Origin of the sequence: Bradyrhizobium sp. JR4.3 (assembly GCF_040547695.1) — a bacterium.
Classification (GTDB): domain Bacteria; phylum Pseudomonadota; class Alphaproteobacteria; order Rhizobiales; family Xanthobacteraceae; genus Bradyrhizobium; species Bradyrhizobium canariense.
In genome coordinates this window covers 242,871-256,458 of record NZ_JBEPQF010000010.1, presented here as the reverse complement: position 1 = coordinate 256,458, position 13,588 = coordinate 242,871, and the positions used below count along the sequence as shown (strand labels likewise).

The 13,588-nt window shown below is 64.6% G+C and carries 13 protein-coding genes; 6 read left to right on the top strand and 7 right to left on the bottom strand.

Translation table 11 applies throughout. The features are described 5' to 3' along the window. Positions 1-300: 300 nt before the first annotated feature. The 5 genes from ABIB91_RS18790 to hpaR all read right to left on the bottom strand — a co-directional run bounded on the left by ABIB91_RS18790 (position 301) and on the right by hpaR (position 5,522). Positions 301-1,605, bottom strand: a complete 1,305-nt coding sequence (locus tag ABIB91_RS18790) for a methyl-accepting chemotaxis protein (RefSeq protein WP_354162809.1) — start codon at positions 1,603-1,605, stop codon at positions 301-303. Continuing rightward, on the bottom strand, positions 1,583-2,104 hold the full coding sequence (locus ABIB91_RS18785; RefSeq protein ID WP_354162812.1) for a PAS domain-containing protein: 522 nt from the start codon (positions 2,102-2,104) through the stop codon (positions 1,583-1,585). Before ABIB91_RS18785 ends, ABIB91_RS18790 begins: the two co-directional genes overlap by 23 nt. A gap of 186 nt (positions 2,105-2,290) precedes the next feature. Beyond that, positions 2,291-3,814 carry a UxaA family hydrolase gene (locus ABIB91_RS18780; protein WP_354127661.1) on the bottom strand — a complete coding sequence of 508 codons (1,524 nt, stop codon included), beginning with the start codon at positions 3,812-3,814 and terminating at the stop codon, positions 2,291-2,293. A gap of 170 nt (positions 3,815-3,984) precedes the next feature. Then, positions 3,985-4,761 (bottom strand): HpcH/HpaI aldolase family protein, encoded by a 777-nt coding sequence (locus ABIB91_RS18775; protein ID WP_007593655.1) that lies wholly within the window; start codon positions 4,759-4,761, stop codon positions 3,985-3,987. Between the two features lie 242 nt (positions 4,762-5,003). Continuing rightward, complete coding sequence (hpaR, locus tag ABIB91_RS18770) at positions 5,004-5,522, bottom strand: homoprotocatechuate degradation operon regulator HpaR (protein WP_354162817.1); 519 nt, start codon at positions 5,520-5,522, stop codon at positions 5,004-5,006. A gap of 110 nt (positions 5,523-5,632) precedes the next feature. Between hpaR and hpaH the strand changes: the two genes are divergently transcribed. The 6 genes from hpaH to ABIB91_RS18740 all read left to right on the top strand — a co-directional run bounded on the left by hpaH (position 5,633) and on the right by ABIB91_RS18740 (position 12,035). After that, positions 5,633-6,439, top strand: coding sequence for a 2-oxo-hept-4-ene-1,7-dioate hydratase (gene hpaH, locus ABIB91_RS18765; RefSeq protein WP_354162820.1), 807 nt, complete (start codon positions 5,633-5,635; stop codon positions 6,437-6,439). Positions 6,440-6,469: 30 nt separating this feature from the next. Further along, entirely contained in the window at positions 6,470-6,868 is a 399-nt protein-coding gene (locus ABIB91_RS18760) for a 5-carboxymethyl-2-hydroxymuconate Delta-isomerase (protein ID WP_354162823.1), read from the top strand. Further along, positions 6,861-8,399 carry a 5-carboxymethyl-2-hydroxymuconate semialdehyde dehydrogenase gene (hpaE, locus tag ABIB91_RS18755; RefSeq protein ID WP_354162826.1) on the top strand — a complete coding sequence of 513 codons (1,539 nt, stop codon included), beginning with the start codon at positions 6,861-6,863 and terminating at the stop codon, positions 8,397-8,399. The genes ABIB91_RS18760 and hpaE overlap by 8 nt, the downstream gene beginning before the upstream one ends. A 125-nt stretch (positions 8,400-8,524) precedes the next feature. Continuing rightward, positions 8,525-9,508 carry a 3,4-dihydroxyphenylacetate 2,3-dioxygenase gene (hpaD, locus tag ABIB91_RS18750; protein ID WP_007593664.1) on the top strand — a complete coding sequence of 328 codons (984 nt, stop codon included), beginning with the start codon at positions 8,525-8,527 and terminating at the stop codon, positions 9,506-9,508. Positions 9,509-9,511: 3 nt separating this feature from the next. After that, a complete protein-coding gene (locus tag ABIB91_RS18745; RefSeq protein WP_354162830.1) occupies positions 9,512-10,381 on the top strand; it encodes a fumarylacetoacetate hydrolase family protein in 870 nt (289 codons plus the stop codon). A gap of 25 nt (positions 10,382-10,406) precedes the next feature. Continuing rightward, positions 10,407-12,035: a thiamine pyrophosphate-dependent enzyme gene (locus ABIB91_RS18740; protein ID WP_007593667.1), complete on the top strand. Its 1,629-nt coding sequence runs from the start codon at positions 10,407-10,409 to the stop codon at positions 12,033-12,035. Between the two features lie 127 nt (positions 12,036-12,162). On the opposite strand, the gene alkB is transcribed toward ABIB91_RS18740, so the two are convergent. Both alkB and ABIB91_RS18730 read right to left on the bottom strand, forming a co-directional pair. Further along, on the bottom strand, positions 12,163-12,816 hold the full coding sequence (gene alkB, locus ABIB91_RS18735; protein ID WP_198288297.1) for a DNA oxidative demethylase AlkB: 654 nt from the start codon (positions 12,814-12,816) through the stop codon (positions 12,163-12,165). Between the two features lie 9 nt (positions 12,817-12,825). Next, positions 12,826-13,572, bottom strand: a complete 747-nt coding sequence (locus ABIB91_RS18730; protein ID WP_354162833.1) for a 2OG-Fe(II) oxygenase — start codon at positions 13,570-13,572, stop codon at positions 12,826-12,828. Positions 13,573-13,588 lie beyond the last annotated feature (16 nt).

The window sequence follows — 13,588 nt, the reverse complement described above, 5'->3', positions numbered from 1 at the left end:
TGCATTGGCACCTGCTCCCTTCGGGAGCCAAGCCTCAATAAAACTCGGCTGCCCCGTCTGCTTCACCGCCATCGTCATTCCTCCAAGGCTTTGCCCTAGAGAATCACAATTGACGGATTACGCAACAGGCCCCTTGTGGGAGAAGGTGGCGCGAAGCGCCGGATGAGGGGTACGTCTCCGCGAATTCCGGCGTGAGAGGTGCGCGCGGAGAGAGACCCCTCGCCCGTCTCCCTGCTGAGCGGCGAGCCACCCTCTCCCACAAGCGGAGAGGGTTAGCAGAGTGCATCTGCATCGAAGGCCCTACGCCGCTGACGTCAGCCGTTGCAGGAATTGCGTCACCTCGCGCCGGAGCGTCTCGACCTCGCCATGGACGCGTTCGGAGGCGCTGTTGACGCGGCTCGCCACACGGCCGGTGTCGGCGGCGGCTTCGCCGATGCCGGTGACGTTGGAGGACATTTGCGAGGTACCGGCCGAGGCTTCCTGGACGTTGCGGGCGATCTCACGGGTGGCGAGACCCTGCTGCTCGATCGAGGCCGCGATCGAGGCGGTGATGCCGTTGATCTCGGTGATGGTCTGCGCGATTGCCTCGACGGCGGCGACCGAATTGGTGGTCGATTGCTGCATCTCGCCGACTTTGGCGCTGATCTCCTCGGTCGCCTTCGCGGTCTGGTTGGCGAGGCTCTTGACCTCGGATGCGACCACGGCGAAGCCGCGGCCGGCCTCGCCTGCCCGCGCGGCCTCGATGGTGGCGTTGAGCGCCAAGAGATTGGTCTGCTCGGCGATCTCGCTGATCAGCTTGACCACGTCGCCAATCCGCATCGCTGCATCCGCAAGCATGCGAATCTCGCTGCCGGCACGATTGGCTTCGTTCACCGCCCGCCCCGTGCTCGTGGTCGAACCGGCCACCTGCCGGCTGATCTCGGCGATCGATGATGCGAGCTGCTCTGCGGCGCTGGCGACGGTGGCGACGTTGCGCGAGGCCTGGTCGGACGCACTGAGCACGCCGGACGTCTGTTGGCTGGTCTTCTCGGCCGCCGCCGCCATCTGGCCGGCGTCGGATTCGAGATCGGTTGCCGCGCCCATCAGAGTGCCGGCGATCTGGTCGAGATGGGTGCCGAACTGCTTTGCGAGGTCCGCGATCTCGACCACGCGACGGCCGAGGCTGTCGGTGCCGGAATTGATGACGGTGGCTGAACGGCGGAACGAGCCGGGTAATCCGCGCGCGAGGATCTTGCGGAAATATTTGCCGCGGCTTGCATAGTCCATCGACGCAGAAGCTTCCCGCAAATAGGCATCGGTGATGTCGAGCATGTCGTTGACCGACTTCTGAATGGCGCCGATCCGTCCGGCCTGGCGGATGCTGAGGATGCGCGCCTCGAGGTCGCCACCTGCGGCCTTGCGGCACACGCCTGCCACCTCGTCGACGGCCACCGCCGTGCGGTGCTGGCACCAGACGGCATAGACGAGCAGCACGACCGTGACGCCAAGCAACGCCGCGCCGGAAACTCCGGTCGTACCGGCGAGCGAGAGCACGAACGCGACGACGGCAAGAACGGATGCGAGCGCGGTCGCTCCCTGCGCCTTAGAGAGAGAGCACAAATTCATCGTAACCGACACCCTGTTGCTTGAGCAGCCCGACCATCGCCTCGAAGCTCGCATGCATGCCGTCCTTGGCATTGGCATGCCGCGCCTCTTCCGCGCACAGCGCCTTGTAGATCGGCTTGATACGCTCGATCTGCGCGGGATCGGGTCTGCGACGGTTGGAGTGATAGCCGACGATATCGCCACGCTCGTCGAATGTCGGCGTGACGTGGGCGAACACCCAGTAATGGCTGCCGTCCTTCGCGAGGTTGACGACGTAGGCGAAGATCTCCTGCCTGGACTGGAGCGTGTCCCACAGCAGCTTGAAGACGGAGCGTGGCATCTCGGGGTGGCGGATCAGGCTGTGGGGGGCGCCCATCAGCTCCTTCCAGGAGTACTGCGCCATACGGATGAAGACATCGTTGGCGTAGGTGATGCGGCCCTTGAGGTCGGTCTTCGACACGATCAGCTCCTCCTCTCCGAGGAGATTTTCCACGCCGGTCGGCCGTATCGCACGCGTCATCGTTGACGAATCCTCACGAAGGGCGAACGCTCCAAATGAGTGGAGCTCGCATCCTCCCAGGGATTACGGCAGAAGATGTTAATCAGGTGTGACCGCGGGAACCCCCGTGATCACTTGACGGCTCCGTATCATTACTTAGGAGCATCGCTTGTAGTGTCGGGCTACCGCCGGCGCGCAACAACGAGGTTACATCGTCGCGCCCAGCACCCATGGCGCGAACTCGGCGCCGCCGAAATCAAAACTCTCGCTCTTGGTCGGCTGTCCGGACGCGGTCTTGAGGATGAGATCGAAAATGCGCTGGCCGCACTGCTGGACGCTCTCCTCGCCTTCGAGGATGGTGCCGCAATTGACGTCCATGTCCTCTTCCATGCGCTTGTACATGGGCGTGTTGGTGGCGAGCTTGATCGAGGGCGCCGGCTTGCAGCCGAACACGCTGCCGCGGCCCGTGGTGAAGCAGACCAGATTGGCGCCGCCGGCGACCTGCCCGGTCGCGGCAACGGGATCGTAGCCGGGCGTGTCCATGAAGACGAAACCCTTCTTGGTAATGGGTTCGGCGTAGCGCAGCACTTCGACGAGGTTGGTGGTGCCGGCCTTCGCCATCGCGCCGAGCGACTTCTCCAAAATGGTGGTGAGACCGCCGGCCTTGTTGCCCGGGCTCGGATTGGCGTTCATCTCGGCGCCTTCGCGCGTCGTGTATTCGTCCCACCAGCGCATGAGATCGACCAGCTTCTCGCCGACCTCGCGGCTGACGGCGCGGCGCGTCAGCAGATGCTCGGCGCCATAGGTCTCCGGCGTCTCCGACAGGATCACGGTGCCGCCATGACGCACGATGAGATCGCTGGCCGCACCGAGCGCCGGGTTGGCGGAGACACCGGAATAGCCATCCGAGCCGCCGCATTGCAGCGCCACGGTGAGCTCGCTCACCGGCACGGACTCGCGCTTGACCTTGTTGGACTCCGCGAGCGCCTCGCGCACGAAGGCGATGCCCGCTTCCACCGTCTTGCGGGTGCCGCCGACCTCCTGGATGTCCATCGCGCGCAGGCGGCCGGCGAGCTTCTGTTCTTCCATCAGGCCGCCGATCTGATTCACCTCGCAGCCGAGGCCGAGTACGATCACATGAGAGAAGTTCACGTGCCGTGCATAGCCGCCGAGCGTACGGCGGAGCAGCGCCAGGGGCTCGTTCTGCGTCATGCCGCAGCCGGTCTTGTGGGTCAGCGCGACCACGCCGTCGACATTGGGGAAATCGGCCAGCGGATTGTCGCCGGTGAACGGATTTTTCTTGAACACGTCGGCGACGAGGCTTGCGACATGCGCGCTGCAATTCACCGAGGTCAGGATGCCGATATAGTTGCGCGTGGCAACGCGACCGTCCGGGCGGCGGATGCCCTCGAAGCTCGCCGGCAGATCGAAATTCGGCGTCGGCTTGACGTCGGCGCAATAGGCATAGTCCTTGGCGAAATCGCCCATGCCGCAGTTCTGCACGTGCACGTGCTGGCCCGGCGCGATCGGCACCGTCGCAAACCCGATGATCTGGCCATAACGTATCACCGGCTCGCCGACTGCGATCGGCTTGATCGCGACCTTGTGGCCGGAAGGAATGCGCTCGACCGTGGTCACGCCGTCGGCCACCGATGTTCCCGGCGGCAGGCTTGCGCGCGCGATCAGCACGCCATCATCGGGATGCAGGCGAATGACGGGGCTGATGGTCATGGGATGTCTCCTGTATCGAAACTATCATGCCCCGGACGCAGCGCAGCGTGAAACGGTGCGCTGCTGAGCCGGGGCCCCAGTTGTTTACGTAATGTGCTTCACTGGCTTCTGGGTCCCGGCTCTGCGGAGCGGCGCTACGCGCCGCACCGCGTCCGGGACACAGAGAGTTCTCAGGCCTTGCCGCCGGAATCCTTCCGGGTGGCGTTGACCTGCATCTTGGCGTAGGTCGTCATCAGGCCGACCTCGTTCGACAGCGTCACCAGCTTGAAGCCCATGTTGATGGCGCGCGCGGCACCTTCGGCGCCGCTGCAATGGATGCCGGGGTTGAGGCCGCGCTTGCCGCACTCCTTGACGATCTTCTCGTAGATCGCGAGGATTTCGGGCTCGGTGCGATCGAGCTTCGGTTCGAGGCCGTAGGAGAAGCCGAGGTCGGACGGGCCGATATAGACGCCGTCGATGCCTTCGACGTCGAAGATCGCTTCCATGTTCTCGACCGCTGTCCTGGTCTCCATCATCGGCAGCAGCACGATGTCGTCGTTCGCCGTCTTCTGGTAGGAGCCCGCGGTGCCATACATGCCGGCGCGGATCGGACCGTTGGAGCGCACGCCCTTCGGCGGGTACTTGGAATAGGAGACGAGGTTCCTGGCTTCCTGCGGCGTGTTGACCATCGGGCAGATCACGCCGTAGGCGCCGCCATCGAGCACCTTGCCGATGATGCCGGGCTCGTTCCAGGGCACTCGGACCATCGGCGTGATCGGATGCTTGTCCATCGCCTGGAAGCACTGCACCATCGACAGATAATCCTGCACGCCGTGCTGCATGTCGACGGTGACGCTGTCGAAGCCGCATTGCGCGATCATCTCGGCCGAGAAGCCGGAGGGAATCGCGAGCCACGCGTTGACCACGGCCTTGCCCGACTTCCAGATTTCCTTGACCTTGTTCGCCACGTTGCCTTCCTTCTTTGTTTTGGACCTTCGTCACCATGACGAGCGCCGCGACAGCACGATGCCGTTATTAGCGCGAACCCGACTGCCGCGCTACGCTCGCGATGACGCAAGGTTTCACTTGGCAAAGACGGCGCTATCCGTTCCGGCGCGCCGATTTTCGAGCTATCGGCTTGGGCGGCACTTTGAGCGAAAAAGCGCGTCAATGTCCATTGCTGTCGCTACGCGCTTGCGCATATCTGCTTTCACTCCTCGGCACTTGCCTCCTCGCTTGCGCCGAGCCCTGCGAGACTCTGTTCGAGTTCGCCGAGCATCTCCTGCAACTCGACGAGCTTGCGTGCGCCGAAGCGTCGCGTGATCTCCGCATAGATCGCTTCGGAGGACGGCGCCACCGAGGCCATCAGCTTCACGCCTTTTTCCGAGATCGAAACCATGCTGCGGCGCTGGTCCGCCTTCGCGGTCTTGCGCTCGATCAGGCTGCGCGCCTCCAGATCGCGCAGGATGCGCGAGAGGCTCGGTCCGAGCAGGAACGCCGTGCGCGCGAGTTCCGTGACCTCGACCGTGTCGATCGCCGCGAGCGCGCGCAGGATGCGCCATTGCTGCTCGGTCAGGCCATGCTCACGCAAGGAGGGACGGAATTGCCGCATCACCGCTTCGCGCGCCCGCAGCAGCGACATCGGCAGCGAACGCGAGAAGTCGCGCATCGGCACCTGCCGCACGGCGGGCTCGCTTCCGTTCGCAAGATCAGCCGGTCTCTTCACCATGACGCCCCTTCAAGCTGCGAAACGTTTGCAGTGCAGCAAGCCAAATTGTGTTTGACGCATTCACTTAACATGTTAAGTATCTTCCGGCACCACGATTTGTAAGATTACACATGGCGCTTTCAAACGACGATATCCGAGCTTGCGCGAACCGTCTGCATCAGGCGGAGAAGACCCGTACGCAGATCCGGCAGCTCTCGCAGGACTTTCCCGACATCAGCATCGCTGACGCCTACGCGATTCAGAAGGCCTGGGTCGAGGTCAAGATCGCCGAGGGGCGCGTCGTCAAGGGACACAAGATCGGCCTGACCTCGAAGGCGATGCAGAGCGCGCTTGGGATCAACGAGCCGGATTCCGGCGTGTTGCTCGACGACATGTTCTTTGCCGATGGTGGCCTCGTCCCGACGGAGCGCTTCATCGCGACGCGCGTGGAAGCCGAGCTCGCCTTCGTCATGAGCAAGCGCCTCGCGGGCCCCGACTGCACGCTATTCGACGTGCTCAACGCCACCGACTTCGTGGTGCCGGCGCTGGAGATTCTGGACACGCGCATCGAGCGCATCGATCCCCAGACCAAGGCGACGCGAAAAATCTTCGACACCATTGCCGACAACGCGGCGAACGCCGGCATCGTGCTCGGCGGACGGCCGATCCGCCCGCTGGATGCCGATTTGCGCTGGATCGGCGCGCTCTGTTTCAAGAATGGCCAGCTCGAAGAGACTGGCCTTGCCGCCGGCGTGCTCAATCATCCCGCAACGGCTGTTGCCTGGCTCGCCAACAAGATCGCGCCGCTTGGCCTTGCGCTCGAGCCCGGACAAATCGTGCTGGCCGGCTCCTTCATCCGTCCGATCGAGACCCGCAAGGGCGACACAATTCAAGCCGATTATGGCGCCTACGGCTCGGTGAGCTGCTACTTCGCCTAGACGAACAAAAAAACAGGGAGTGAAACCGCGATGCCGCATTTCACGATCGAATATTCGGCCAATCTCGACGACCGCCTCGACATCGGCGCGGCGTGCGAGGTGGTGCGCAAGGCGGCGGTCGAGACCGGCATCTTCCCGCTCGGGGGCATCCGCGTCCGCGCCGTCAGATGCGAGCATTATGCGATTGCGGACGCGCGGCAGGACTACGGCTTTCTCGACATGGTGCTGCGCATCGGCGAAGGCCGTGAACTTGCCACCCGCAAGAAAGCCGGCGAGCAAATCTTCCAGGCGCTCTCCCGCCATCTCGATCCCGTCTTCGCAAGCTCGAAATTCGCGCTCTCGTTCGACATGCAGATCAACGACAAGGACACGAGCTGGAAGCGCAACAACATCCACGACGCCCTGAAAGCGGAGGCCGCCCATGGATAAGCCCACGCCGAAAACCGATGTGTTCCAGGCCAACCGCGACCGCGTCGCGCCGCTGCTGAAGAGGCTGCGTGCAGACGGCATCGGCCACATGATCGACGGCAAGATCGTGCCGTCAATCTCGGGCGAGACCTTCGAGACGAAATCGCCGGTCGACGGCGCCACGCTCGCGAGCGTCGCCCGCGGCAATGCCGAGGACGTCGATCGCGCCGCCACCGCTGCCGCCCTCGCCTTCAAATCCTGGCGCGACATGGGCCCAGCGATGCGGAAGAAGCTGCTGCATCGCGTCGCCGACGCCATCGAGGACAATGCCGAGGACATCGCGGTGCTCGAATGCATCGACACCGGCCAGGCCTATCGCTTCATGGCCAAGGCTGCGATCCGCGCCGCCGAGAACTTCCGCTTCTTTGCCGATCGATGCGGCGAGGCGCGCGACGGCCAGAACACGCCGAGCGACGAGCATTGGAACGTCTCGACCCGCGTGCCGATCGGCCCGGTCGGCGTTATCACGCCGTGGAATACGCCGTTCATGCTCTCGACCTGGAAGATCGCGCCTGCCCTCGCGGCGGGATGCACCGTCGTGCACAAGCCGGCGGAGTGGTCGCCGATCACGGCGGCTATTCTCGCGAAGCTCGTCAAGGAAGCCGGCGTGCCCGACGGCGTGCTCAACACCGTGCACGGCTTTGGCGAAGAGGCCGGCAAGGCGCTGACCGAGCATCCCGCCATCAAGGCGATCGGCTTCGTCGGCGAAAGCTCGACGGGATCCGCGATCATGATTCAGGGCGCGCCGACCCTGAAGCGCGTGCATTTCGAACTCGGCGGCAAGAACCCGGTGATCGTGTTCGACGACGCCGATCTCGACCGCGCGCTCGATGCCGTCGTGTTCATGATCTACTCGCTCAACGGCGAGCGCTGCACGTCGTCGAGCCGCCTGCTGATCCAAGCCGGCATCGCGGAGAAATTCGTGGAGAAGCTGACAGCGCGCGTCAAGGCGCTGAAGGTCGGTCATCCCCTCGATCCCGCCACCGAGATCGGCCCGCTGATTCATGAGCGGCATCTGGCGAAGGTCTGCTCCTATTTCGACGTCGCACGCCAGGACGGCGCGACGATTGCCGTGGGCGGCAAGGCCTATGACGGCCCGGGTGGCGGACATTATGTCGAGCCGACTTTGGTGACCGGCGCACACGGCAAGATGCGCGTGGCGCAGGAAGAGGTGTTCGGCCCCTTCCTCACCGTGCTGCCCTTCAAGGACGAAGCAGGCGCGATCGAGATCGCCAACGACATTCGCTACGGCCTGACCGGCTATGTCTGGACCAACGATGTCGGCCGCGCGTTGCGTGTCGCGGATGCGCTGGAGGCCGGCATGATCTGGCTGAACTCGGAAAACGTCCGCCATCTGCCGACGCCGTTCGGCGGCATGAAGGCTTCAGGCATCGGCCGCGACGGCGGCGACTATTCGTTCGACTTCTACATGGAAACCAAGCACGTCTCGCTGGCGCGGGGCACGCACAAGATTCAGAAGCTGGGAATTTAACTGCCATTCCGGGGCGGCTCGAAGAGCCGAACCCGGAATCCATCGCGCAGCAGAGTTAGTGGAAGAATGGATTCCGGGCTCGCGCTCCGCGCCCCGGAATGACAAGGGCCGAGAGGGGAAACGCAATGCCCGTACCGCAACATATCTTCGAGCCGCCGTTCAACATCATCCGCTCCAGCCACGCCGTGCTGGACGTGACCGATCTGAAGCTCAGCCGCGAGTTCTATGAAAGCGTTGTCGGCCTGCATGTCGAGGACGCCGACGACAAGGTCGTCTATTTGCGCGCCGCTGAGGAACATCAGCATCACTCACTGGTGTTGCGCAAGGCGGCGGCGCCTGCCTGCAACCGGCTCGGTTTCAAGGTCGGCAATGACGGGGATCTGGACAAGGCCGCAAAGTTCCTGTCCGAGAACGGCCTGGGCTACGCCTTCGCCGATCAGCCCTTCCAGGGCCGGACGCTGCAATTCACCGATCCCTTCGGCTTCCAGATCGAGCTGTATGCATCGATGGAGCGGCGGCCGCATCTGCTGCGCCGCTACGACCTCTACAGGGGCTGCCATCCGCAGCGGCTCGACCATTTCAACGTTTTCGCCGCCGAGGTGCAGGACACCGTTGAATTCTATGCCCGGCTCGGCTTTCGCCTCACCGAATACGCCGAGGAGGACGGACCGAACGGGCGCATCGCCGCGGCCTGGATGCATCGCAAGGGCAATGTCCACGATTTCGCCATCACCAACGGCAAGGGCCCGCGGCTGCACCACTTCGCGTACTGGACGCCGACGGCGATGAACATCATCCATCTCTGCGACGTCATGGCCTCGCAGGGCTTCGTGAAGAACATCGAGCGTGGTCCCGGCCGCCACGGCATCTCGAACGCGTTCTTCCTTTATGTTCGCGATCCCGATGGACACCGTCTGGAGCTCTATACCAGCGACTATTTCACCGGCGATCACGACCACGAGCCGCTGCGCTGGTCGCTGCGCGATCCGCGTCGCCAGACATTGTGGGGTGCGCCCGCCCCGCGCTCCTGGTTCGAGCAGGGCTCGCCGTTCTCCGGGCAAGCCGTGCGTGAGCCGAAGTTCGTGGCCGACGTGTTGGTGGCGGATTAAGCAATGACCCTCCCTCACCTCTCCACCTATTCCGTCAAGGGTGCAATCCGCTACGGCGCCGTCGTCGACGACGGCATCGTCGATCTCTCCCTTCGCCACGCCAAAGACTATCCGACGCTGCGCGAGGTAATCGCGGCAGGAAAGCTCGCGAGCCTCGCCGAGGAGGCCGCCGGCCGCACGCCCGATCACGCGCTCGGTGACGTCACCTGGCTGCCGCCGGTGCCCGCGCCGGAAAAGATCATCTGCATCGGCGTCAACTATCCTGATCGCAATGCCGAGTACAAGGACGGCCAGGACGCGCCGAAATATCCGAGCATGTTCATGCGCTCGCCGCGCTCCTTCGTCGGCCATGACACGCCGCTGGTGCGCCCGCGCGCCTCCGCGCAGCTCGACTATGAGGGCGAGATCGTGCTGGTGATCGGCAAGGCGGGCCGGCACATTGCTGAAAGTTCTGCGCTCGACTACATCGCCGCGCTGACGCTCTGCAACGAAGGCTCGGTGCGCGACTGGCTGCGCCATGCCAAGTTCAATGTCACGCAGGGCAAGAACTTCGATTCCAGCGGCAGCCTCGGCCCGTGGCTGGTGCCCTACACGCAGGAATCGCAGATCGCCGACATCCGCCTCACCACGCATGTCAACGGCGAGCTGCGGCAGGACGACCGCACCAGCAGGCTGATGTTTCCGTTCCGCTATCTCATCAGCTATATCTCGACCTTCGCAACGCTCGTTCCCGGCGACGTCATCGTCACGGGCACGCCCACCGGCGCCGGGGCGCGGTTCGATCCGCCGCGTTATCTGAAGCCCGGCGATGTCGTTGAAATCGCGGCCGAGGGCATCGGAACCTTACGCAACGGCGTCGTCGACGAAGCCTGAACACTGATTGAAATGGAATAGTGCCATGACCACCCTCACCGGCGGCGAAGCGATCGTAAGCGGCCTTGTCGCCCACGGCGTCGACACCGTGTTCGGACTGCCCGGCGCGCAGGTCTACGGCCTGTTCGACGCCTTCCACCAGGCGCAGCTCAAGGTGATTGGCGCGCGGCACGAGCAGGCCTGCGGCTACATGGCATTCGGCTATGCCCGCTCCAGCGGCAGGCCCGGCGTGTTCAGCGTGGTGCCGGGTCCCGGCGTGCTCAACGCCAGCGCCGCGCTGCTCACCGCCTTCGGCTGCAACGAGCCGGTGCTATGCGTCACCGGCCAGGTGCCGACGCAATTTCTCGGCAAGGGCCGCGGCCATCTGCACGAGATGCCGGACCAGCTCGCGACCTTGCGCACCTATGTGAAATGGGCGGACCGCATCGAATATCCCGGCAACGCGCCAACCACGGTTGCGCGCGCCTTCCAGGAGATGACGTCCGGACGGCGCGGCCCCGCCTCGGTCGAGATGCCCTGGGACGTCTTCACCCAGCGCGCGGACACGGCCGCCGCACAGGTGCTGGATCCCTTGCCCGCGCCGCGGCCCGATCCTGATATGATCAAGCAGGCGGCCGCGCTGATCAGGAACAGCAAGGCGCCGATGATCTTCGTCGGCAGCGGCGCGATCGAAGCGCGCGAGGAGATTCTCGAACTCGCCGAGATGATCGACGCGCCTGTCGTCGCCTTCCGCAGCGGCCGCGGCATCGTCTCCAATGCGCATGAGCTCGGCCTGACCATGGCGGCGGCCTACAAGCTGTGGCCGACGACCGATCTGATGATCGCGATCGGCACGCGCGCCGAGCTGCCGGCGTCGGGCTTCCGCTGGCCGTATCAGCCGAAGGGGCTGAAATCCATTCGTGTCGATATCGACCCGGCCGAGATGCGACGGCTTGCCTCCGATGTCGCTATCGTCGCCGACGCCAAAGCCGGCACGGCCGATCTCGTCACAGCCGTGAAGAAGGCCGGCTATGCGAGGACCAGCGGCCGGCGGGGAGACATCCGCGAGGCGACTGCGACGGCCCAAGCCGAGATCCAGCGCATCCAGCCGCAGATGGCCTATCTCAACATCCTGCGCGAGGTGCTGCCGGCGAACGCGATCGTGACCGATGAATTGTCCCAGTTCGGCTTCGCCTCCTGGTACGGCTTTCCGATCTACGAGCCGCGCACCTTCATCACATCAGGCTATCAGGGCACGCTCGGCTCGGGCTTCCCCACCGCGCTCGGGGCCAAGGTCGCCAATCCCGACAAGCCGGTGGTGGCGATCACCGGCGATGGCGGCTTCATGTTCGGCGTGCAGGAGCTCGCCACCGCCGTGCAGTTCAACATCGGCGTGGTGACGCTGGTGTTCAACAACAACGCCTACGGCAATGTCCGCCGCGACCAGCGCGAACGTTTTGACGGCCGCGTGGTGGCGTCCGACCTGGTCAATCCGGATTTCGTCAAGCTCGCGGAGTCCTTTGGCGTCGCGGCTGCACGCGTCACCGCGCCGGACCAGTTCAAGGCGGCGATGGAGACGGCGCTGGCCCATGGCGGGCCGTATCTGATCTCGGTGGAAGTGACGCGGGATTCGGAAGTCAGCCCGTGGGCGTTCATTCACCCGCCGAAGCCGTGATGACGATCCTCATGGTGAGGAGGCGCGTGAGCGCCGTCTCGAACCATGAAGGCCCCGCTGCTGCAGCTCGGCCTTCATCCTTCGAGACGCGCGCCAACTGGCGCGCTCCTCAGGATGAGGAGATCGACTAGCGCGTCCTGCGGAAGGTCAGATTGACCCGCGTGCGCCCGAGCAGCGCATGCTCGCCGTCGGCGAGCGGCGCGACGCCGTGATAGGCGAGCCGTGACGGCCCGCCCCAGACTACGACATCGCCATGGACGAGCCGGAAGCGACGCGGCTTGTCGTTGCGTGCCATGCCGCCGAACAGGAACGTCGCGGGCAGGCCGAGCGAGACCGAGACGATCGGCGCCGAATAATCCAGCTCGTCCTTGTCCTGATGCAATGACAGCCGCGTGCCGGGCTCGTAGCGGTTGACGAGGCAGGCATCGGGCGCGAAGTCTTTGAAACTGCCCTGCTCGGCCGCACGGCCGGCGAGATCACGCAGCACGGACGGCATGGCGGGCCATGGCGCACCGGTTTTCGGGTCGATCGGATCATAGCGGTAACCGGTATGATCGGTGATCCAGCCGCGCTCGCCGCAATTGGTCATGGCGACCGACATCAAATGACCGCCGGGCGTGGTCATGCGGCGGAACGGCGACTGCGCCACGATGGCGCGCACCGCTTCGATCAACTCGCTTTCGATCGGCTTGACGAAGCCGCGCAACAGCACGGCGCCGTCTGCGATCTCCTCGCGCGACGGCTGGGCTTCGGCGACGCTATCGAACAAATCCGCCATCAGCGGCAGCGCTTATTTGGCATCGTGAAAGATCACACCCAGCGTGTGGCGCTGGCCAGAGCGAATCCGGCTGACGCCATGGCGGAGATTAACGCGGTAGGTGCCGCGTGTCCCCTGCACCGGACGGTGATGCACAGCGAAGGCGACCGCGTCGCCCTGCGCGAGCGGAACCACCTCGGCACGGGACTGCATGCGCGGGCGCTGCTCGGTCAGCACGAACTCGCCGCCGGCAAAATCGCGGCCGGGCTCGGACAAGAGGATCGCGACCTGCAGCGGGAACACGTGCTCGCCATAGAGATCCTGATGCAGGCAGTTGAAATCGCCGGCTTCATATTGCAGCAGCAGCGGCGTCGGCCGCGCCTGCCCTGCCTGGTGGCAGCGCTTCAGGAACGCTGCGTGTTCGGCGGGGTAGCGGATGTCGATTCCCATCGCCTCGTTCCAGCGATTGGCGACGCCCTGGAGATGCGCGTAGAGCGCCGGGCGCAATTGCGCGATCAGGTCGGGCAGCGGGTAGGAGAAATATTTGTACTCGCCGCGGCCAAAGCCGTGGCGGCCCATGACGATGCGGCTGCGGAAGTTGGCGTCGTCGGGATAGAGCGCGGCGACGGCGCGGCATTGGTCCGGCGTGAGCAGGCCCTTCAGGACAGCGCAGCCGTGCGTGTCGAGTTCGGCGGTGATCTGGGGCCAGTCGAGGGTATCGACATGAGCGGCGGGGTCGGCTGCCGCAGATTGACGCAATTTGCGTGCTGTAGCTGTCATGGCTCTGATCTTCGCA

Bases quoted from the DNA above. Each gene is read 5' to 3' on its own strand.
- ABIB91_RS18790 (WP_354162809.1), bottom strand. From the start codon at position 1,605: ATGAATTTGTGCTCTCTCTCTAAGGCGCAGGGAGCGACCGCGCTCGCA.
- ABIB91_RS18785 (WP_354162812.1), bottom strand. From the start codon at position 2,104: ATGACGCGTGCGATACGGCCGACCGGCGTGGAAAATCTCCTCGGAGAG.
- ABIB91_RS18780 (WP_354127661.1), bottom strand. From the start codon at position 3,814: ATGACCATCAGCCCCGTCATTCGCCTGCATCCCGATGATGGCGTGCTG.
- hpaR (WP_354162817.1), bottom strand. From the start codon at position 5,522: ATGGTGAAGAGACCGGCTGATCTTGCGAACGGAAGCGAGCCCGCCGTG.
- hpaH (WP_354162820.1), top strand. From the start codon at position 5,633: ATGGCGCTTTCAAACGACGATATCCGAGCTTGCGCGAACCGTCTGCAT.
- ABIB91_RS18760 (WP_354162823.1), top strand. From the start codon at position 6,470: ATGCCGCATTTCACGATCGAATATTCGGCCAATCTCGACGACCGCCTC.
- hpaE (WP_354162826.1), top strand. From the start codon at position 6,861: ATGGATAAGCCCACGCCGAAAACCGATGTGTTCCAGGCCAACCGCGAC.
- hpaD (WP_007593664.1), top strand. From the start codon at position 8,525: ATGCCCGTACCGCAACATATCTTCGAGCCGCCGTTCAACATCATCCGC.
- ABIB91_RS18745 (WP_354162830.1), top strand. From the start codon at position 9,512: ATGACCCTCCCTCACCTCTCCACCTATTCCGTCAAGGGTGCAATCCGC.
- ABIB91_RS18740 (WP_007593667.1), top strand. From the start codon at position 10,407: ATGACCACCCTCACCGGCGGCGAAGCGATCGTAAGCGGCCTTGTCGCC.
- ABIB91_RS18730 (WP_354162833.1), bottom strand. From the start codon at position 13,572: ATGACAGCTACAGCACGCAAATTGCGTCAATCTGCGGCAGCCGACCCC.